The organism is Pseudomonas sp. 39004 (genome assembly GCF_028682155.1).
Lineage (GTDB): Bacteria > Pseudomonadota > Gammaproteobacteria > Pseudomonadales > Pseudomonadaceae > Aquipseudomonas > Aquipseudomonas capeferrum.
The window spans coordinates 1-17,820 of sequence record NZ_JANIAG010000117.1; the positions used below are offsets into that span (position 1 = coordinate 1).

Here is a 17,820-nt window from a genome sequence, read left to right on the forward strand (position 1 = left end):
CCGACCGGTCCGGCGCCCCGGCAAGGCCGCTCCTACAAGACCGCATTCATGGCGCACAAAAAAGCCCGCAGCGACGGCGGGCTTTTTTGCATGCAACCACTCAGATAGGGCGGCTGCCGTATTTGTTGTCCGGCTTCTTGGGCGGATCGGCGACCACGTTGGCCTCCACTTCCTGCACCTTGCCACCGCGCGAAAGGAATTCTTCCATCGCCTTGGCCAGGGCATCACGCTCCTTCTGCTTGGCTTCCAAGCTCGGCATCTCGTCTACCGAGACAGCGGCCTTGGACTTGCCTTTGGCAGTGGGCGCGGGGCTATCGTCTTCGCCGGAGTCTTCCGCTACGTCATCAGCCGCAGCTTCCAGACCCTCATCAGCCTCATCATCATCGCCTACTTCGAGGTCGTCGTTTTCCAGATCATCGTCGCTCATGTTCTACCTCATGACTTGCGAAAAGCAGGTTAGTTATAGACCAGTGCAGCCGTAGACCGGCAGCCACCAGTGAAAATTCAACTGGCCGTGGGTTGGCCACTGCCTTGGGCATGCACCTCCTGATGGGAGGGTTTGTACCCTGCAGGCCCTGCTCCTGGCAGGGCCTGACGAAATCCTTGAGCCATCTGCTGGCCACGCGCTAATGGCAAGCCTAGCAAAGGCTGGGGGCGCCTGCGGACTGCTTGTCCAACACCCTTCGGCGCGCATTCTAGCGCGCCCGTAGAAAAAGCAAAGCGCCATAAACGCCCATCATCTTGTAAGTTTTCCGCCTGCGTCGCGAACGTGACGGATAAACCGTTTGCTGTGCGGGAAAAGGCAAAAATCAGGCGAAAAAATGCCCGGCGAACCGGGCAAGATTTTCCAGCGTCGCAGTTACAGGTTGTAGCCGCGTTCGTTGTGCTGAGCCAGGTCGAGGCCGACCGACTCTTCTTCTTCGTTGACCCGCAGCCCCATCACCACGTCCAGTACCTTGAGAATCACGTAGGTAACGATGGCGGTGTAGACCACGGTGAAAATCACGCCCTTGGCCTGGATCCAGACCTGCATGCCGATATCGGTCACAGCGCCGAAACCGCCCAAGGCTGGTGCTGCGAACACACCGGTCAGGATGGCGCCAACGATACCGCCGATGCCGTGCACGCCGAAGGCGTCCAGCGAGTCGTCATAGCCCAGCTTGCGCTTGAGGGTGGTGGCGCAGAAGTAGCAGATCACGCCAGACGCCAGGCCAATCACCAGGGCGCCCATCGGGCCCACGGTACCGGCAGCCGGGGTGATGGCGACCAGCCCGGCGACCACACCCGAGGCGATGCCCAGGGCGCTCGGTTTGCCGTGGCCGATCCACTCGGCGAACATCCAGCCCAGCGCCGCAGCAGCGGTGGCGATCTGGGTCACCAGCATGGCCATGCCGGCAGTGCCGTTGGCAGCGGCGGCGGAACCGGCGTTGAAGCCGAACCAACCGATCCACAGCATTGCCGCGCCCATCAGGGTGTAGCCCAGGTTGTGCGGGGCCATCGGCGTGGTCGGGTAGCCCTTGCGCTTGCCCAGTACCAGGCAGCACACCAGGCCCGCGATACCGGCGTTGATGTGCACCACGGTGCCGCCCGCGAAGTCCAGCACGCCCCAGTCCCACATCAGCGCGCCATCACCGCTCCAGACCATGTGCGCGATCGGCGCATACACCAGGGTGAACCAGATGCCCATGAACACCAGCATTGCGGAGAACTTCATGCGCTCGGCGAAGGCACCGACGATCAGCGCCGGGGTTATGATGGCGAAGGTCATCTGGAAGGTGATGAACACCGCCTCAGGGAACAGCGCGGTGGCCGACGTCAGGCTGTCAGGGGTGACACCGCTGAGAAACGCCTTGGAGAAGCCACCGACGAAGGAATTGAAGTTGAGCACGCCCTTTTCCATACCCGTGGTATCGAAGGCCATGCTGTAGCCGTAGACGACCCAGAGAATGCTCATCAGACCGGTGATCGCGAAGCACTGCATCATCACCGAGAGCACGTTCTTGGAACGCACCATACCGCCATAGAACAGGGCCAGGCCCGGGATGGTCATGAACAGCACCAGCGCCGTTGCGGTCAACATCCAGGCAGTGTCGCCGGAGTTCAGCGCTGGGGCAGCTTCCTCTGCCAGGGCAAGCCCGGGCATTACGAGGGACAATAGGGCTCCTAGCCCTGCGATCTTACGCAGAGTCATGTTGTTTTCTCCTGGGGCGTTGGGTTTGGTGAGGCTTTTTTTGTTACTTAGATCGCGTCGGTATCGGTTTCGCCGGTACGGATGCGGATCGCCTGCTCCAGATTCACCACAAAGATCTTGCCGTCACCGATCTTGCCGGTGTTGGCAGCCTTGGTGATGGCTTCGATCACCCGATCAAGGTCCTTGTCGTCGATGGCGACGTCGATCTTCACCTTGGGCAGGAAGTCGACCACGTATTCAGCACCGCGATACAACTCGGTGTGGCCCTTCTGCCGACCGAAGCCTTTGACTTCAGTGACGGTGATGCCCTGCACGCCGATTTCCGACAGCGACTCGCGCACGTCGTCCAGCTTGAACGGCTTGATGATGGCTGTGACTAGCTTCATGAAACTCTCTCCCGATTTGGTGGACTTGCCCCAGGAAAACAAACCCGTCTCAAGTCTAAGCGCAGCGGTTAGCTTTGTAACGCGTCGTCGGCATCCGGCTCCGCGTGCGCACTGCCTGGTCACAAGGAACTGCATCAGTGCATGGCTCGTACAGGTCTTTGCAGAAACCTTGCCAGTTCCACTAAACCACCAGAAAACAGTGAGTTGCTTGAAAGCGTCGGGGTTGGCCAGTCGCCAGCATCAAAAAGATGCACGATTTCGGTGCGCTACCCGTTGGCGTCTTGCTCGAAAAATGTGCAGGGTTCACCCGCTCCTGCCCTCAAAACAGTGTTTTGCTGCGTGCTACACTGCGGGTCATTTTTCAGATTCAGTGGACAGCCGAACATGCTCGCGCCCAAAGCCCTCCTCGACGCCCTGAGCGACCAGGCCTCGCGCCTTTTCAGCAGCGATACCGCCCAGCCTCGCGCCGAACTCGAAAGCCAGTTCAAGGTGCTGATGCAGGGCGCCTTCAGCAAGCTTGACCTGGTCAGCCGCGAAGAATTCGACAGCCAGATGGTCGTCCTCGCCCGCACCCGCGCTCGCCTGGAAGCCCTGGAGAAACAGGTCGCCGAGCTGGAAGCACGGATGGCGCCAGCCCAGCAATAAGGGTCAGGCCGATGCCTGCAATCGGCCCTCGCCCGGGTTGCTTGATTTCGGCGGCAACTCGCTGGCATGCAGTGTCCCCCGAAACAAAGCAGCACCGCACAGGGTGAACAGCGTTTTCACCCGGTTGTGCGAGTTGAGTATCTCGGCCTGGATATGCTCGATATCGTTATCCGCCGGCTGCAACGCCACTGCGCGGTTGATCCACTCGATGGCCGCGAAGCGGCTTTGCTTGCGTGTGCCGTGCCCCTGCATCCAGGCCAGCCCCAGCTCTGCACTGGCGCGCGCGGCAATCCAGTCGTCCGGGTGCTCGACCAGACCGAGCAAGTAGTCGACGGCCTCGGCCTGCTCCTGCGGCTCGCCAAACTGCCGCAGCAGAATACCCAGTTGCAGGCGCGCACCGGCAGCGGTCTGCGCACTGCCCAATGCATCGTTCAGTAGCCGCCTCACTGCCAGCATGGCACTTCGTTCACTCAAGGCTTCGGCACTTTGCATACGCCGGCATGCCAAGGTGTATTTGGCCACCTTGCATCCGGCCTGCACTGCGCGCAGCAGCCAGTATTCGGCAGCATCCGCGTCCAGGTAGTGCCCAGGGGTGTTGGCCAGTGCACCGCGATGCAGGTGATGAAGGCTCAGCGCAGCCTCTGGCAGGCTCAGATCGGCACAGCGTTCATAAAGGAAATAAGCGGCCTCTTGCTGGTTGGCAGACCACAGCAGGCGTGGCACTTCAAGCACATCGAAACCCGGCCCTTGGCGGCCAAGTTGACGCTTCACCGCACGCTGCGACCAAATACGTGCCTGCTCAGGCGAACATGCAAACCCCCAGCGCCCAAACCCATGCCCCACCGCCCGCAGCGCACAGGCAGCGGGGTGCGAGCCGCTCTCGCACAGCCGCTCGATCGCGCTACGAAACGCCTGCTGGTCATCGTCCATGCCGTGGAACAGCATGAGGCAGACAATACTACGAAAGGGCTGGCCGATACCCGGGACAAAGCCCAGATCAGGGTAAAGGTTCACACAACCGGCAAAGTCGCGCAGCGCGCCCGCGTAGTCCTGCAGGGCACAACCACGCAAGGCGCCACGCCATGCCAGCAAAGTCGCGCGCTCCCTGGGCCTGAGCGCACGCAGCGACCACGCCTTGAACACCTGCTGCCAGGCAGCGATCGACTGCACCTGGCCGGCATGCGGCAGTTCGAGCTGGTCCTCGATAGCCAGCCAGCGCAGCGCATTGCGCTGCTCCTCTGGCCATCCTTCACACAGCATGCCACCGGCCAATCCGTCGATTGCCGCGTAACTGCCGCCCCAACGGGGCAGCAGGTAGACGGCATGCGCCTGAATCGCTTCAAAACAGCCGGGGAAAGCACCCAGCGCATGCTGCAGCCAATAGTGCTGCGCGGCTTCTCGCCCATGCACGGCACGTTTGCCCAGGCACGCCGGCAAGGTCTGTGGCACTTGGGCCAGGGGTAGCAGGCCGTATTTCACCAGCAGCGGCGCCGCAGCCTCCTGCACTTCCACATCCGCGTGAGCGCTCGGGCTGAAGCGTGCCGGCTGGCCGTCGAACAGTTCGCGCAACCAACCTGGCTCGGCGAACTGCGCGCTGAGCCGCAGCATGCCGATGGCCGCCGCCACCGGCTGCGCCGTGCGCCCCATGGCACGCAACAGGTGCGCGGCGCCGAGCTCGCAAACCTGCTCGGCCGCCAACTGCTGCTCGGCACTGAGGGGCTCGGCATTGGCACTGTCGTGGATATCGCAGGCGCGGCTGAAGCAATGCAAGCCCATCACCACTTGAGGGTGGTAGGCCTTGGGGCAGGCGTCGATCCAGGCCTTGAGAACCTGCGTCAGGGCCTTGTCGCCCTGGCAGTCCCAATCGACCAGCATGTGCCCTTCGACGGCCTCCAGGTAGGCAGGAAACTCGCCGGGTGGCGACTGTCGCCAACGCGCTTCGAGGATGTCGAAGTAGCGGTTGAGTTCAACGAATGCACTGGCCTGCACCAGTTCTCGGATTGCCTGGCGAGTGCGAGTGAGCGTTTGCACGGAGCAATACCTCAAGTCCATTTGTGGGAAGCGGCGCTGCCATCCCATGGCAAGCGCAGTAGCCTTTCAACACTAAGCCATACCCTGGATCTGCGCAAAGTTATTGGATCCATTTTTGTCAGATTGTATGAAAAACCAGGAGAAAACCCTGACCTGAAAAACCAGGACGCACACTTCTTGCGCTGATTGCCACTTCGCCCGCTAACCTTGCCCAAGCCGCAGGAAGCGGCCCTTTTCAGCAACAACGGAGCGTCCATGTCACTTGCCCTCGTCCACAGCCGCGCCCAGGTAGGCGTACAGGCACCGGCGGTCAGCGTCGAAACCCACCTGGCCAACGGGCTCCCCCACCTCACCCTGGTCGGCCTGCCCGAAACCACGGTCAAGGAAAGCAAAGACCGGGTACGCAGTGCCATCGTCAACTCAGGCCTGGACTACCCGGCAAGGCGCATCACCCAGAACCTGGCGCCCGCCGACCTGCCCAAGGATGGCGGGCGCTATGACCTGGCCATTGCCCTGGGCATTCTTGCCGCCAGTGGCCAGGTCCCGGTAGCTACCCTTTGCGACATCGAGTGCCTGGGCGAACTGGCGCTGTCCGGGCAACTGCGCCCTGTGCAGGGCGTGTTGCCGGCGGCGCTGGCGGCAAGGGACGCGGGCCGGGCGTTGGTGGTACCACGGGAAAATGCCGAAGAAGCCAGCCTTGCAGGTGGGCTGGTGGTGTATGCCATCGGGCACCTGCTGGAACTGGTCGCCCACCTGAACGGCCAGGTACCGTTAGCGCCCTATGCCGCCAATGGCCTGGTACTGAACAGCCGGCCCTACCCCGACCTCAGCGAGGTACAGGGCCAGGTGGCCGCCAAGCGTGCCTTGCTGCTGGCCGCAGCCGGGGCGCACAACCTGTTGTTCACCGGCCCGCCCGGCACTGGCAAGACCTTGCTCGCCAGCCGCTTGCCAGGGCTGTTGCCGCCGCTGGACGAGCGCGAAGCGCTGGAGGTGGCGGCCATTCAGTCGGTCAGCGGCCATGCGCCGCTGAACAGCTGGCCACAGCGCCCTTTCCGCCACCCGCACCACTCGGCCTCAGGCCCTGCACTGGTGGGCGGCAGCAGCCGGCCACAGCCGGGCGAAATCACCCTGGCTCATCATGGTGTGCTGTTTCTCGATGAGTTGCCGGAATTCGAGCGGCGCGTGCTGGAGGTACTGCGCGAACCGCTCGAGTCCGGCGAGATCGTGATTGCCAGGGCGCGGGACAAAGTGCGCTTCCCGGCACGTTTTCAGCTGGTTGCGGCGATGAACCCCTGCCCTTGCGGCTACCTCGGCGACCCGAGCGGCCGCTGCCGCTGCAGCACCGACCAGGTCCAGCGTTATCGCAACAAGTTGTCGGGGCCGCTGCTGGACCGCATTGACCTGCACCTGACCGTGGCGCGCGAAACCACCACGCTGAACAACCAACCCAGCGGCGACACCAGCGCCACAGTCGCCGAGCGGGTGGCCGAGGCGCGCGACCTGCAGCAACGTCGGCAAGGGTGCGCCAATGCGTTTCTCGACCTCAACGGCTTGCGCCACCATTGTCTGTTGGAGGCGGCGGACCAGGCTTGGCTGGAGACTGCCTGCGAACGATTGAACTTGTCGTTGCGCGCTGCCCATCGGCTGCTGAAAGTGGCGCGCACGCTAGCGGACCTGGAGGGTGTGGCGTCGATTGCCAGGGGGCATCTGGGCGAGGCGTTGCAGTATCGGCCTGGTAGCTGACAGGGGCAGGCTTGCCCGCAAGAAGGCCACCACTGACTGTCACTTTTTTCGGGACAATCTTTCCTGCCGTCAGCAGATTGTCTAACACCACCTTCACCTCCAGAATTGTCCGCCACACTGTTCTAACGCTGCCCTGGCAGCTCATGGAGTTCGAGCCAATGCCACACGAAGGCAGCCTTCTGCAAACCGCGGTGATCTTCCTCTTCGCCGCCGTCCTTGCCGTCCCCTTGGCCAAGCGCCTGCAACTGGGCGCGGTGATCGGCTACCTGCTGGCCGGCGTAGCCATCGGCCCGCAGGCGCTGGGGCTGATCCGCGATACCGAGAGCGTCGCGCATATTTCTGAACTGGGCGTTGTTCTGCTGCTGTTCATCATCGGCCTGGAGCTGTCACCCAAACGCTTGTGGCTGATGCGCAAGTCAGTGTTCGGCGTGGGGGCTGCGCAGGTGTTGCTGACCGGTGCTGTGATCGGCGCCATCGCCCTGTTCGGCTTTGCCCAGTCGTTGCCGGCGGCCCTGGTGCTGGGCCTGGGCCTGGCGCTGTCATCCACCGCCCTCGGCCTGCAGAGCCTGGCCGAAAGCAAGCAGCTGAACGCGCCGCACGGTCGCCTCGCGTTCGCCATTCTGCTGTTCCAGGACATCGCGGCCATCCCGCTGATCGCCCTGGTCCCGCTGCTGGCCGCCAGCGGCCCGGATACCAGCCACGGTGACAGCCTCGAACATGCACTGAAGGTATTCGCCAGCATCGCCGTGGTCATCGTCGGCGGCCGTTACCTGCTGCGGCCGGTGTTTCGCATCGTCGCCCGTACCGGCCTGCCGGAGGTTTCCACCGCCACCGCGCTGCTGGTGGTGATCGGTACCGCCTGGCTGATGGAAGAGGCCGGCATTTCCATGGCCCTGGGCGCCTTCCTCGCCGGCCTGTTGCTGGCCGACTCGGAGTACCGCCACGAGCTGGAATCGCAGATCGAACCGTTCAAGGGGCTGCTGCTGGGGCTGTTCTTCATCAGTGTCGGCATGGGCGCCAACCTGAGCCTGCTGCTGGAAATGCCGCTGGTGCTGTTGGGCCTGACCCTGTTGCTGATCGCGGTCAAACTGACCTTGCTGATCGTGGTCGGCCGACTGGCCGGCGGCCTCAACAGCGCCAGCGCCCTGCGCCTGGGGATGGTGCTGGCGGCGGGGGGCGAGTTCGCCTTCGTGGTGTTCAAGCTGGGCAAGGACCAGGGCTTGTTCGACACCCAGACCTACGACCTGCTGATGATGACCATCACCCTGTCGATGGCCCTCACCCCCCTGCTGATGCTCGGCTGCGCCCGCGCCCTCAAACGCCCGCTGCCGCAACGGGAAGTGCCGGAGCAGTACAAGCAGATCCAGACCGACGCCCCGCGTGTGGTCATCGTCGGTATGGGCCGCATGGGGCAGATCGTCTCGCGCATCCTGCGCGCCCAGAAGATCCCCTTCATCGCCTTGGAAACCTCGGTGGACGCCATCGAGATGACCCGCATGTTCGAGCAGGCTCCAGTATTCTACGGCGACCCCTTGCGCGCCGAGGTGTTGCATGCGGCCAAAGTGGGCGAGGCCGAGTACTTCGTCATCACCACCGACGACCCGGAAGTCACCACCCGCACGGCGGAGCGGGTCAAGCGCCTGTACCCGCACCTGAAAGTGCTGGCCCGCGCGCGTAACCGCCAGCATGTGCACAAGCTGATCGATGTAGGCGCCGAGCCGATTCGCGAGACGTTCTATTCGAGCCTGGAGATGACCCGCCGTGCGCTGGTGGGGTTAGGGTTGAGTGATGAACAAGCGGCGGATCGCATCGCCCGGTTTACCCAACACGACGAAGAAGTGCTGGTAGCCCAAGGGCAGGTGCGCGATGACCGGGCCAAGGTGATGCAGACAGCCCAGGAAGCGCGGGTGGAACTGGAGCGGTTGTTTGATTCGGATGCGGATTGAGTTTCAAGCAAATACCAGCCGCGCAATCTGCGGGTGCTCACGGTGCGCGGCCTGCCACAGATCGTAGGCGGCCTGCTCGGCAAGATACTGCCGAGCATCGCCGAGGCCCGCCAGTTCAAGACGGTACGCCAGATCAGCGGATATAGCGGCACGCCCATTGAGCACGGTGGACAGCTGCCCCCGCGAATAACCGAGGTGACGCGCCAGTCCCGAGACACTCATGCCAATTGCAGGCAAAACGTCTTCTCGCAAAGACTCACCGGGATGGGGTGGATCGTACATAGGCATGGCGTTCTCTCTCCTAGTGGTAGTCCAGATAATCGACAAGCTCTACATCGGTACCAACGAAGCGGAACACCAGTCGCCAGTTGCCCGAAACGTTCACCGCCCAGAAGCCATCCAGCTTGCCCCGCAGCAAATGCAGGCGGTATCCAGGACGATCCAGGTTGGAAGGCGTTTGCGCCACCTCGAGCGAGGCAAGTAGCCGTCGTAAACGAGCAACATGATCGGCGCGTACTCCTGATGTGTCTCGTCGCTGATAAAGCAGCCTCAGGCCCTTGTGCCTGAAACTCTTGATCATTGAATCTTGAGTGTAAGGTCACGCCTTACACATTTCAAGTTGGATATAGAAAGGCGCATCCAAGCTCTCCTGAAGCATTTCCGGATTGATCAGTCTGTTCTCAGAGATTTGATTTAGCGCGGTGTTGCCGTCCGCGATCTATGTGGGAAGTTTCCCAAAGTCTTTCAGCCAGAGCTCGGGCTGCATGGCAAGATACCCTTCAAACTCATCACCTTTGCTGCGTTAAACTGCGAAACTGCCCTTACCGTTCCACCCGGAGAACGATCATTGGAAGACCTCAACTCCCTCTACTACTTCACCCAGGTAGTGGAGCACGGCGGTTTCGCCCCGGCAGGTCGCGCGCTGGACATGCCCAAGTCCAAGCTCAGCCGGCGTATCGCAGACCTTGAAGAGCGTCTTGGCGTACGCCTGCTGCACCGCACCAGCCGGCATTGCTCGCTGACCGAAATCGGCCAGGCCTACTACAACCGTTGCCTGGCCATGCGCGTGGAGGCCGAGGGGGCGGCGGAGATCATCGAACGCAACCGCAGCGAGCCTCGCGGGCTGGTGCGCATCAGTTGCCCGACCACCCTGCTCAACTCCTGGGTCGGGCCGATGCTGACGCGCTACATGCTCAAGTACCCCCAGGTAGAACTGTTTATCGAAAGCACCAACCGCCGCGTCGACCTGCTGCATGAAGGCTTCGACGTAGCGCTGCGCGTGCGCTTTCCGCCGCTGGAAAACACCGACATGGTGATGAAGGTGCTGAGCAACAGTACCCAGTGCCTGGTCGGCCAGCCGCAATACCGGGAGCAACTGCCCAAGGGCTTCGACCCGCAGATGCTCGGCCAGCTGCCCAGCGTGCACTGGGGCAGCGCCCAACGTGAGTACCAGTGGGAGCTGTTCCAAGGGGAGGACCAAAGCCACAGCATCGTGATCCCGCACACACCGCGCATGGTCACCGACGACCTGTTTGCCTTGCGCCATTTCGTGGTGGCCGGTGTGGGCATTGCGCACCTGCCCCGGGTAGCCGTGCGCGAGGACCTGGCCGAGGGCCGGCTGGTGGAGCTGTTGCCGGGCTGGCACCCGCGCTGCGGCATCGTGCATGCGATCTTCCCGTCGCGGCGCGGCTTGCTGCCGTCGGTGCGGTCGCTGATCGATCACCTGGCCGAGGAGTTCGCCATCAGCGACATGGCCTGAATCTGTACTGGTTTCATAGCGAGTGAATCCGCGCTCACAGTTACAGCGCAGTGCTGAAGATCGACACACAAAAAAGGGGCCTCTGCAGGCCCCTTCTTCACATCAACTCAGAACGCGAAGCACGAACAACCCAGCGCCCCCCAGAACCCTTGGAAGTCGTTTACCGGTACGCTGGAATGCCGCGCCTTTTCATGGCTGTGCGCATGCACCCCACACGGGCCGCTGCACTGGTGCACCGCTGCGGCCAGCGATGGCGTACCCACCCGCCAGTGCCCCGGCACCTTGGCCACCGGCGACCATTCCGGCAGTACTGGCACCTGCGGCGGGCCGAGCCTGTCGAACTCGCCGGCGCCGTACACGACCTTGCCATCGACGAGGGTCAGCACCGACTCGATGCCCTTGATCGCCTCTTCATCGACACTGAAGAAGTCCAGCGACAACGCCGCCAGGTCGGCCAGCTGGCCCACCTTGATCTGGCCTTTCTTGCCCTGCTCGCTGGAGAACCAGGCGCTGCCCTGAGTGAACAACTGCAGCGCGGTGTCGCGGCTCAGGCCTTCCGGGTACAGCGCCATGCCGCCAACGGTCTTGCCGCTGACCAACCAATACAGCGAAGTCCACGGGTTGTAGCTGGAGACGCGGGTTGCGTCGGTACCGGCCCCGACCGGCACACCCATGTCGAGCATGCGCTGGATCGGCGGTGTCTTTTCGGCTGCCTTGGCACCGTAGCGGTCGACGAAGTATTCACCCTGGAAGGCCATACGGTCCTGGATGGCGATGCCCCCGCCCAGGGCGCGCACGCGCTCGATGTTTTCCGGGGTGATGGTTTCGGCATGGTCGAAGAACCACGGCAGGCCGTTGAACGGAATGTCCCGGTTAACCTTTTCGAACACATCGAGCATGCGCGTGATCGATTCGTTGTAGGTGGCATGCAGGCGGAACGGCCAGCGCTGCTCGACCAGGTGGCGCACCACCGGCTCCAGCTCTTCTTCCATGGTTTGCGGCAAGTCCGGCCGCGGCTCAAGGAAGTCCTCGAAGTCGGCGGCGGAGAACACCAGCATCTCGCCCGCGCCGTTATGGCGCAGGAAGTCCGTGCCGCTGTGCAGCTTCACGCTCGACGTCCACTTCTTGAAGTCATCGAGTTCTTCCTTGGGCTTCTGGGTGAACAGGTTGTAGGCGATGCGCACGGTCAACTGGCCTTTGTCAGCCAGCTCCTGGATCACCGAATAGTCGTCGGGGAAGTTCTGGTAGCCACCCCCGGCGTCGATGGCGCTGGTCAGGCCCAGGCGGTTGAGCTCACGCATGAACTGGCGGGTCGAGTTGACCTGGTATTCCAGCGGCAGCTTCGGCCCCTTGGCCAGGGTAGCGTAGAGGATCATCGCGTTAGGGCGGGCGATGAGCATGCCGGTCGGCTCGCCGAATTTGTTGCGCTGGATCTCGCCACCTGGCGGGTTCGGCGTGTCCTTGGTGTAGCCCACGGCCTTGAGCGCAGCGCGGTTGAGCAGCGCGCGGTCGTACAGGTGCAGGAGGAAGACCGGGGTATCGGGCGCGGCCTGGTTGATTTCTTCCAGGGTCGGCATGCGCTTTTCAGCGAACTGGAATTCGTTCCAGCCACCGACCACACGCACCCACTGCGGGGTTGGGGTACGGGCGGCCTGGTCTTTGAGCATGCGCAGGGCGTCGGCTACTGACGGTACGCCTTCCCAACGCAGCTCCAGGTTGTAGTTCAGGCCACCGCGGATCAAGTGCAGGTGGGAGTCGTTCAGGCCCGGGATGACAGTACGCTGCTTGAGGTCGATGATCTGCGTGGCGGCGCTTTTGTGGGCCATGGCTTCGGCGTCACTGCCGACGGCAATGAAGCGGCCGTCCTTGATGGCAACGGCGGTGGCGGTGGGCTTCTCACGGTCAACGGTGTGCAGTTTGCCGTTGAACAGGATGAGGTCGGCGGTCATGGAGCCTCCTTGGGTGAATGCATGGGCGGAACCGGCAGAGCCGGCGAAGGGCAATGCGGACCAGAGCGCGCCAGCAGCACCGAGCACGGTGCTGGTGGCGAGGAACTGGCGACGGCTCTTGTCGTTGGGGTCCTGGGACATGGTCTTCTCCGTCTGGGTGCGGCGGCGGCAAGCGCAACTGCGGAGCATGCCGGTTCGTGCCTGGCCAAGGCTTGGATGGATGTGCGGTGGGTGGGTGAAGGTTAGCCTTGATCAGCTTTTGTGCAGCGGCCGGCCTCGGCGCGAGGCGGCCGCTGGATTTTCACCGGTTCAAGAACGCCAGCAGGTCTTCGTTCAGCTGCTGCGTATGCGTCACGGCAAAGCCATGCGGCGCGCCTTCATACACCTTCAACTCGGCACCGCGGATCAACTCGGCAGCCTTCTTGCCGGTGGTCTCGAACGGCACGATCTGGTCCGCGTCACCGTGGATAACCAAGGTAGGCACCTCGATCTTGGCCATGTCGGGGCGGAAGTCGGTCTCGGAAAATGCGCTCACGCAATCCAGCGTGCCCTTGATCGAGGCCAGCAGCGCGATGTTCAGGGTTTGCGTCAGCACACCCTGGGACACTTGCTGGCCTTGGTTCAAACCATAGAACGGCGTGGCGAAATCAGCGATGAACTGCGCCCGGTCCGCACGCAGCCCTGCCTGAATACCTGCGAACACCGATGCATCGACCCCCTCAGGGTTGTCATCACGCTTGCCGAACACCGGCGTTACCGCGCCCAGCAGCACAAGCCCGGCAACCCGTTCGTTGCCATGGCGGGCGATATAGCGGCTGACATCGCCGCCGCCCATGGAGAAGCCCACCAGGGTCACTTCACGCAAGTCGAGGTGCTCGATCAACTGGGCGATGTCATCGGCAAAGGTGTCGTAGTCGTAACCGTTCCACGGTTGGCTCGACCGGCCGAAACCACGGCGGTCGAACGCGATGGCGCGGTAGCCGCGGCTGGCCAGGAACTCCATCTGCGCGTCCCACATGTCGGCATCCAGCGGCCAACCGTGGCTGAACAGCACGGGCTTGCCGCTGCCCCAGTCCTTGAAATAAAGCGAAGTGCCGTCGCGGGTTACGAGTGTGCTCATGTCGGTATCTCCTTGAAGGTCTTTTGGGGTGAGGGGGGGAGCTGGCTCAGCCACGCAGCCAGTTGGCGCAGCGGCGGGTTACCCACGGCATGATGTAGAACACCACGGGCAGGATGACGAACAGGTTGACGATCAGGTTGCCGGTGATCGGGCCGCCCAGCTGCGGGACGCGGGCGAAAAACGGCGCCAGCAGTTGCGGGATGATCATGGTCATCGGGCAGATCACCAGGTAGGTCAGCAGTGCCTGCTTCCAGCGCGGCGGTTGCTTCGCGGTGGTGCTCGGCGGGGTGAACCAGAATTCCGGGTCGTCGTGGACCTGGGTGTTGTCACCCTCCTCCAGCAACGGCAGCACCTGGCTGACCAGCGTCTGGCGCTCGGTGGAATTGACCCAGGCCTGCAGCAGGCTGGCGTCGCTGAAGCGCACCACGGTGGTGAAGTGGCGGCCACCGTCTTCCGGGCGGATCACGTTGACATCAAGGTGGCCGGGTTGGCGGCGCGCGGCGCTGACCGTGTGCTTGAGCCACGCTTCGTAGCCTGCCAATGCTTCGGCGCGAACCTTGTGCTGGATGACCAGAGTAACCACGTTGCGGTTGTCTTGGAGTGCGGTGTTCATCGGCGTTCCTTGGGATGAGCTGGCCCGCATCCACTGTGCAACGGCGAACGGGCGGATGATTGCATGGGTGTGCTGCCCTTGCCGGGCACCGACTGGCGGTGCCCGGGGGCGTGGCGGGTTACTTGCCGGCGTTGAAGGCGTTGTAGCTGCTCATCAGGTTGCGGTAGTCCGGGATGTGGTTGGAGCACAGCGCCGCCAGGCCTTCGACATCGTTGCGCCAGTCGCGGTGCAGCTCACAGGCCACGCCGAACCAGGTCATCAGTTGCGCACCGGCACGGCTCATGCGGTCATGGGCGGCGTCGCGGGTCATGGCGTTGAAGGTGCCGGACGCATCGGTCACCACGAACACCTCGAATTCTTCTTCCAGGGCTGCCAGGGCCGGGAAGGCTACGCACACCTCAGTCACGACACCGGCGATGATCAGTTGCTTCTTGCCGGTGGCCTTCACGGCCTTGACGAAGTCTTCGTTGTCCCAGGCGTTGATCTGGCCTGGGCGGGCGATGTAGGGCGCGTCCGGGAACAGCGCTTTCAGCTCGGGTACCAGCGGGCCGTTGGGGCCTTGCTCGAAGCTGGTGGTGAGGATGGTTGGCAGGTTGAAGAACTTGGCCAGGTCGGCCAGGGCCAGCACGTTGTTCTTGAAGGCGTCCGGCTCGATGTCACGCACCAGGGACAGCAGGCCAGCCTGGTGGTCGACCAACAGCACGGCTGCGTCGTCTTTGTTCAGGCGGTTGTATTTGAATGGGGTCATGGTCGTTGCTCCTAAGGGTTTTGATCTTCAGTGATTTGGGTGTTTCGCGTTGATGGGAGAAGATTAAAACCATCACCTTTGGAGCGGTAGATAGCTGTTTTTGGCTTTAGCGTTCTATTCTGTGAACGATTAGTTGGCAATGGTTTTGCTGGCTTGTTTGCGTAGCGGCCTCAGCATTCTGAAATGCCAGCAATGTCCTACTGCGATGTCAGTCATTACCTGCGAAACCGCGTCGCATCGGGAAATCCCCTACGAACTGTGTCGATTCCCTTCTGATTGTTCGCGCTCTACCCGCTCCCTAGGCTTGTCGAGCCCTATCGCTTCAGCCCTCCGCTTGTCACCAGGTACCTCCTTGACCGTCACTACCCCACCCGCAAAAATCACTGAGAAAGGGTGTCAGCGCACTTGGCTGGATATGGGGCTACCCGATCTCAGGTCACTTCACCGTGAGGTGCGTGCTCAAGCTATCGAGGAGATTGCTGCAGCGGACTCCCATGACGATGCTATCGAACTGGTCGCTCAGCACTTCGGCTTGAGCGACTCACCTATCGCCTTTGTGGTTCTCAAGACGCCCTTGGGAGGTGTTCAGGTTCGGCGCAGCTGTATCTGTCACATCGTCGAAAAAAGGCAGGATGCCCGGGAACGTTATGTCCAAGTAGCCTTGGATACCTTGACCGGGCCGTTTGAAGTGTGGAGTGTCGCCTATACCAACGACACACATAGATTGGCATTTATCGGGGTCTATGAGACCAAGCGACAGATGCTGGTGATCGTGACGCTCGAGAGCGGAAAAATGCTGTGGAATTTTATGCAGTGCGACGCGAAAGCGTTGAACAAGCATCGCCATGGCGAGCTGCTCTTCAAACGCTATGCGTTTCTGCCGAACAAAGAAAAGGGCCACTGTAACCAGTAGCCCTGAAAGAGGTGCTTGATATTCATATACACACCCTCAAGCCGGGGTGTGGAGGTCTCACCCTGCGCTGATGATTCAGCCATCGACGGGGTTCCTACGCCAGTTACTGCCGCTGAATGGCAACTGGTTTCGCGCTCAGGTAAAACGCTACCACAGTCCTTGGACAAGTCAACAGGCGACCAGGGTGAGCGCAGCCGGACAACATTGCCTGGCGAACCAACCTGCTCTATTACTACCCACAGCCCTCCCCTCATCCCGAGACCACCATGCTGGCCTTTATCCAGTCTTCCCCTTTGCTGCTCGGCTGCGCCCTGATCCTGCTCGACCTCGTGCTCTGGCAACTGATCCCCCTCCAGCGCAGGGCCTGGCGTATCGGCGCGCGGCTGGTGATCTTCCTGCTGTTCAGCTCGGTGCTGCTGGCCGCCGGCATGAGCCCGTTGCAACCACCGCCATGGCCCGAGGATGTGTCGCGCAACCTGATGGCCACGGTGCTGACGATCGGCTGGTGGCTGTTCGGCGCGCGCACGGTGACCGTGGTGTTCGGCCTGCTGCTGGTGGCGCGCGGCAGCCATGGCGGGCGGTTGCTGCAGGATGTGCTGGGGGCGCTGATATTCCTGGCGGCGGTGGTGGCGGCGGCAGGCTACGTGATGCAGCTGCCGGTGAAGGGGCTGCTGGCCACCTCCGGGGTGATGGCCATCGTTATCGGCCTGGCATTGCAAAGCACCTTGGCCGATGTGTTCAGCGGCATCGTGCTGAACACCACACGGCCCTATCAGATCGGCGATTCGATCTCCATCGATGGCACCGAAGGCAAGGTACTGGACATCGACTGGCGCGCCACCCGCCTGCTGACCGGGTCCGGCAGCCTGGCGGTGATCCCCAACTCGGTCGCGGCCAAGGCCAAGCTGCTCAACCACAGCCGCCCGGCCGATGTGCACGGTGTATCGATCAGCGTGGTGGTGCCGGCTAAGGTGCGGCCGAAGCGGGTGTTCGATGCGCTGGAAAAGGCCTTGCAGGGCACCCGCGCGATACTGGCCTCGCCCAAGCCGAAAGTCACGGTGAAGGCCTCGACCCTGGAATCGGTGGAATACGAGGCCAGTGGTTTCATCGCCGACATGGCCGGCAAGACCGAAGCGCGCAATCAGCTGTTCGACCTGGCCCACCGGCACCTTGAGGCCAGTGGCGTGATGTGGAACGTCGACCTGGCCATGCCGCCACGCAGCCGCCAGCGCGAAGTACTGGACGAGGTGCGGGTGTTCCGCTCGCTGAGCGATGACGAACGCGATGCACTGAGCCAGCGCATGACCGCGGTGGAGTACCTGGCCGACCAGGTGATCCTTGGGGTAGGCGAACGCTCGGAGCATCTGTTGGTGATTGGCAGCGGCGTGGTTTCGGCGTCAGTCCGCGACGGCGACAAGTTGCTGGAGGCTGGGCGCATGGGGCCTGGGGAGGTACTGGGAATCGAGGGCATCCTCGACGAGGACGACGGCTTCGCTGAATTCCGCACGCTGACCAGCTGCGTGCTTTACCGCATCGACAAGGAACAGGTGAAGAGCTGCCTGATGGAGCGCGGCGAGGTGCAGACGGCGTTGAGCAAGTTGCAGCGGTTCCGGCGCCAGAGCCGGGAATCGCTACTGCTGCAGAAGCCGACCCTGATCAAGAAGGGCGGCTTCCTCAGCTGGTTGCACAAATGACCTGACCCCCTGAATTGGCGCTGATTGTAGGAGCGGCCTTGCGTCGCGAAAGGGCTGCGCAGCGGCCCCAAGTTCTGTGGCG

The 17,820-nt window shown here is 62.6% G+C and carries 16 protein-coding genes; 6 read left to right on the forward strand and 10 right to left on the reverse strand.

Annotation, left to right across the window (positions count from 1 at the left end; translation table 11 throughout):
• Positions 1–100 precede the first annotated feature (100 nt).
• The 3 genes from sutA to glnK all read right to left on the reverse strand — a co-directional run bounded on the left by sutA (position 101) and on the right by glnK (position 2,577).
• Complete coding sequence (sutA, locus tag NP534_RS18820; RefSeq protein WP_033702226.1) at positions 101–427, reverse strand: transcriptional regulator SutA; 327 nt, start codon at positions 425–427, stop codon at positions 101–103.
• Positions 428–859: 432 nt separating this feature from the next.
• Entirely contained in the window at positions 860–2,191 is a 1,332-nt protein-coding gene (locus tag NP534_RS18825; RefSeq protein WP_033702228.1) for an ammonium transporter, read from the reverse strand.
• Between the two features lie 47 nt (positions 2,192–2,238).
• Positions 2,239–2,577: a P-II family nitrogen regulator gene (gene glnK / locus NP534_RS18830; protein ID WP_002555808.1), complete on the reverse strand. Its 339-nt coding sequence runs from the start codon at positions 2,575–2,577 to the stop codon at positions 2,239–2,241.
• A 384-nt stretch (positions 2,578–2,961) separates the two neighbouring features.
• Between glnK and NP534_RS18835 the strand changes: the two genes are divergently transcribed.
• The gene (locus NP534_RS18835; protein ID WP_274099693.1) at positions 2,962–3,222 is read left to right on the forward strand and encodes an accessory factor UbiK family protein; all 261 of its coding nucleotides are present in this window, start codon (positions 2,962–2,964) and stop codon (positions 3,220–3,222) included.
• A 3-nt stretch (positions 3,223–3,225) separates the two neighbouring features.
• Here the strand turns inward: NP534_RS18835 and NP534_RS18840 are convergent, their stop codons facing one another.
• On the reverse strand, positions 3,226–5,253 hold the full coding sequence (locus NP534_RS18840; protein ID WP_274099694.1) for a DUF4034 domain-containing protein: 2,028 nt from the start codon (positions 5,251–5,253) through the stop codon (positions 3,226–3,228).
• Between the two features lie 255 nt (positions 5,254–5,508).
• Between NP534_RS18840 and NP534_RS18845 the strand changes: the two genes are divergently transcribed.
• Positions 5,509–6,996: a YifB family Mg chelatase-like AAA ATPase gene (locus tag NP534_RS18845; protein ID WP_274099695.1), complete on the forward strand. Its 1,488-nt coding sequence runs from the start codon at positions 5,509–5,511 to the stop codon at positions 6,994–6,996.
• A gap of 158 nt (positions 6,997–7,154) precedes the next feature.
• Positions 7,155–8,942 carry a monovalent cation:proton antiporter-2 (CPA2) family protein gene (locus NP534_RS18850; RefSeq protein ID WP_274099696.1) on the forward strand — a complete coding sequence of 596 codons (1,788 nt, stop codon included), beginning with the start codon at positions 7,155–7,157 and terminating at the stop codon, positions 8,940–8,942.
• A 3-nt stretch (positions 8,943–8,945) separates the two neighbouring features.
• Here NP534_RS18850 and NP534_RS18855 read toward each other — a convergent pair whose 3' ends face one another.
• Together NP534_RS18855 and NP534_RS18860 are read right to left on the reverse strand one after the other, a co-directional pair.
• Positions 8,946–9,230, reverse strand: coding sequence for a HigA family addiction module antitoxin (locus NP534_RS18855; RefSeq protein ID WP_186657551.1), 285 nt, complete (start codon positions 9,228–9,230; stop codon positions 8,946–8,948).
• A gap of 13 nt (positions 9,231–9,243) precedes the next feature.
• The gene (locus tag NP534_RS18860) at positions 9,244–9,522 is read right to left on the reverse strand and encodes a type II toxin-antitoxin system RelE/ParE family toxin (protein ID WP_186657549.1); all 279 of its coding nucleotides are present in this window, start codon (positions 9,520–9,522) and stop codon (positions 9,244–9,246) included.
• A 267-nt stretch (positions 9,523–9,789) separates the two neighbouring features.
• On the opposite strand from NP534_RS18860, the gene NP534_RS18865 reads away from it, so the two are divergent.
• Entirely contained in the window at positions 9,790–10,701 is a 912-nt protein-coding gene (locus NP534_RS18865; RefSeq protein WP_033702243.1) for a LysR substrate-binding domain-containing protein, read from the forward strand.
• A 107-nt stretch (positions 10,702–10,808) separates the two neighbouring features.
• Here the strand turns inward: NP534_RS18865 and NP534_RS18870 are convergent, their stop codons facing one another.
• The 4 genes from NP534_RS18870 to ycaC form a co-directional block, all read right to left on the reverse strand.
• Positions 10,809–12,650, reverse strand: a complete 1,842-nt coding sequence (locus NP534_RS18870) for an amidohydrolase (RefSeq protein WP_274099700.1) — start codon at positions 12,648–12,650, stop codon at positions 10,809–10,811.
• Between the two features lie 301 nt (positions 12,651–12,951).
• The gene (locus NP534_RS18875) at positions 12,952–13,770 is read right to left on the reverse strand and encodes an alpha/beta fold hydrolase (protein WP_047582060.1); all 819 of its coding nucleotides are present in this window, start codon (positions 13,768–13,770) and stop codon (positions 12,952–12,954) included.
• Positions 13,771–13,816: 46 nt separating this feature from the next.
• Positions 13,817–14,383: an antibiotic biosynthesis monooxygenase gene (locus tag NP534_RS18880; protein ID WP_274099697.1), complete on the reverse strand. Its 567-nt coding sequence runs from the start codon at positions 14,381–14,383 to the stop codon at positions 13,817–13,819.
• A gap of 118 nt (positions 14,384–14,501) precedes the next feature.
• Entirely contained in the window at positions 14,502–15,131 is a 630-nt protein-coding gene (ycaC, locus tag NP534_RS18885) for an isochorismate family cysteine hydrolase YcaC (RefSeq protein WP_033702251.1), read from the reverse strand.
• Between the two features lie 352 nt (positions 15,132–15,483).
• On the opposite strand from ycaC, the gene NP534_RS18890 reads away from it, so the two are divergent.
• Entirely contained in the window at positions 15,484–16,044 is a 561-nt protein-coding gene (locus tag NP534_RS18890; RefSeq protein WP_274099698.1) for a PBECR2 nuclease fold domain-containing protein, read from the forward strand.
• A gap of 266 nt (positions 16,045–16,310) precedes the next feature.
• Positions 16,311–17,738, forward strand: a complete 1,428-nt coding sequence (locus tag NP534_RS18895) for a mechanosensitive ion channel family protein (RefSeq protein WP_274099699.1) — start codon at positions 16,311–16,313, stop codon at positions 17,736–17,738.
• Positions 17,739–17,820: the final 82 nt, after the last annotated feature.

Bases quoted from the DNA above. Each gene is read 5' to 3' on its own strand.
- sutA (WP_033702226.1), bottom strand. From the start codon at position 427: ATGAGCGACGATGATCTGGAAAACGACGACCTCGAAGTAGGCGATGAT.
- NP534_RS18825 (WP_033702228.1), bottom strand. From the start codon at position 2,191: ATGACTCTGCGTAAGATCGCAGGGCTAGGAGCCCTATTGTCCCTCGTA.
- glnK (WP_002555808.1), bottom strand. From the start codon at position 2,577: ATGAAGCTAGTCACAGCCATCATCAAGCCGTTCAAGCTGGACGACGTG.
- NP534_RS18835 (WP_274099693.1), top strand. From the start codon at position 2,962: ATGCTCGCGCCCAAAGCCCTCCTCGACGCCCTGAGCGACCAGGCCTCG.
- NP534_RS18845 (WP_274099695.1), top strand. From the start codon at position 5,509: ATGTCACTTGCCCTCGTCCACAGCCGCGCCCAGGTAGGCGTACAGGCA.
- NP534_RS18850 (WP_274099696.1), top strand. From the start codon at position 7,155: ATGCCACACGAAGGCAGCCTTCTGCAAACCGCGGTGATCTTCCTCTTC.
- NP534_RS18855 (WP_186657551.1), bottom strand. From the start codon at position 9,230: ATGCCTATGTACGATCCACCCCATCCCGGTGAGTCTTTGCGAGAAGAC.
- NP534_RS18860 (WP_186657549.1), bottom strand. From the start codon at position 9,522: ATGATCAAGAGTTTCAGGCACAAGGGCCTGAGGCTGCTTTATCAGCGA.
- NP534_RS18870 (WP_274099700.1), bottom strand. From the start codon at position 12,650: ATGACCGCCGACCTCATCCTGTTCAACGGCAAACTGCACACCGTTGAC.
- NP534_RS18875 (WP_047582060.1), bottom strand. From the start codon at position 13,770: ATGAGCACACTCGTAACCCGCGACGGCACTTCGCTTTATTTCAAGGAC.
- NP534_RS18880 (WP_274099697.1), bottom strand. From the start codon at position 14,383: ATGAACACCGCACTCCAAGACAACCGCAACGTGGTTACTCTGGTCATC.
- ycaC (WP_033702251.1), bottom strand. From the start codon at position 15,131: ATGACCCCATTCAAATACAACCGCCTGAACAAAGACGACGCAGCCGTG.
- NP534_RS18895 (WP_274099699.1), top strand. From the start codon at position 16,311: ATGCTGGCCTTTATCCAGTCTTCCCCTTTGCTGCTCGGCTGCGCCCTG.